This window comes from Parapedobacter sp. 2B3 (genome assembly GCF_041925275.1).
GTDB lineage: Bacteria > Bacteroidota > Bacteroidia > Sphingobacteriales > Sphingobacteriaceae > Parapedobacter > Parapedobacter pyrenivorans_A.
Window position 1 is genome coordinate 1 of record NZ_JBHEUZ010000053.1, and the last position, 1,319, is coordinate 1,319.

At 43.4% G+C, this 1,319-nt stretch carries 1 protein-coding gene; it reads right to left on the minus strand.

The genetic code is table 11. From position 1 onward, the window contains the following. Nucleotides 1-16 precede the first annotated feature (16 nt). Entirely contained in the window at nt 17-1,195 is a 1,179-nt protein-coding gene (locus tag ACEVG1_RS20995) for an IS4 family transposase (RefSeq protein WP_374745691.1), read from the minus strand. Nucleotides 1,196-1,319: the final 124 nt, after the last annotated feature.

The window sequence follows — 1,319 nt, forward strand, 5'->3', positions numbered from 1 at the left end:
AATTACTAGTGATGCGTTAAGTTTTTGCATCAAATAAGTTCCATATTTCTTGTTCTTTGACATTTTGATTTTTTTGATTTTCTGTGAGCAAATCGTTTAGTGGGGTTTTGTCAAAGGCGGATATTCCCAGAATCTGCATGATTTCGTAAATGGAGAGCGTGCTTTTCAGGGTGTGTTTGACAAGGGCAACGATCAGATAAGTGCAGATTGCTATCCAAATGTGGATATTCACGGCATTTTCCGATTGCCCCCAAAGTGATTTGATGACCAGGTTTTGCTTTATCCATTTGAAAAACACTTCAATCTGCCACCTGTGGCGGTATAGCCGTGCGATTTCAAGTGCCGATACTTCAAAGTTATTGGTGAGGAATACCAGTTCGACCTCTTTGTCCGCATTATAGTATTCCACCAGCCTTAGTGGTTCGGGATACAGCTTTTTGGACTTGTATCCGTTCAGTTCGACAGTCCGGTCTGTTAAAAGACCTGATCGGGCATCAATATTGAAATTACTTTCAATAACGGAGAAATCCATTGAGGTCTTGGCCCTGGTGATAAAGTATGCCCCGCAGTTGTTGATGTTAAACAAAGCAGCGAAATCAACGTAAGCTTTGTCCATGACATAGATTGTTTCCGGAGTGGGAACCAATATATCCAACGTGTTGCTGTCGTGGTACTTGCCATCGGTGATCAGGATAAAAGCCGGAATACTGCCCCTTAAATCCAATAGTGTGTGTATCTTGACGGCGCCGCGCGAATATTTGCCGGGAGCCCAGCCGAAGAGTTTAAGGCTCAACGAAATGGTTGTGGAATCCAGCAAAAGCACCTCGTTACCGATAGCTACCCCGGCAATGGCCCCTTTCCCGTACAGCGGCCGCACTTTACCGATCAGGTAGGCCCCGAAATCCGCGAATATCCGGTAATCACGACCTTCGTTCGCACGCGACAGCGTGGACTGGTTGACATACGTCCGGATGCCGAGATGGTATAGCTTGTTTTTATGTGCTTTCAGGCAGACACAGATATCACGAAGTGAGTTGCGGGAGGTCAGCTGGCCGAAAAACAGTTGGATGAACTGGTTCCAACAGTTGAAATCCCTTGTCCGGAAATCACCGTTGTATCTCGATACACATTTATCAAACTCGTACCTGTCGAGAAATTGCAAAAGTTGGGCAAAAACATACTTCCCTGAATTCATGGCCTCATTTTAAGGCCGTAAATCTACAGGTCAAATCAAATCAAAAAATCAAAGAACGATTATAATATATTTATATACAATGTATTACAACAAATTTTAAAAACTTAACGCATCACTAGTAATT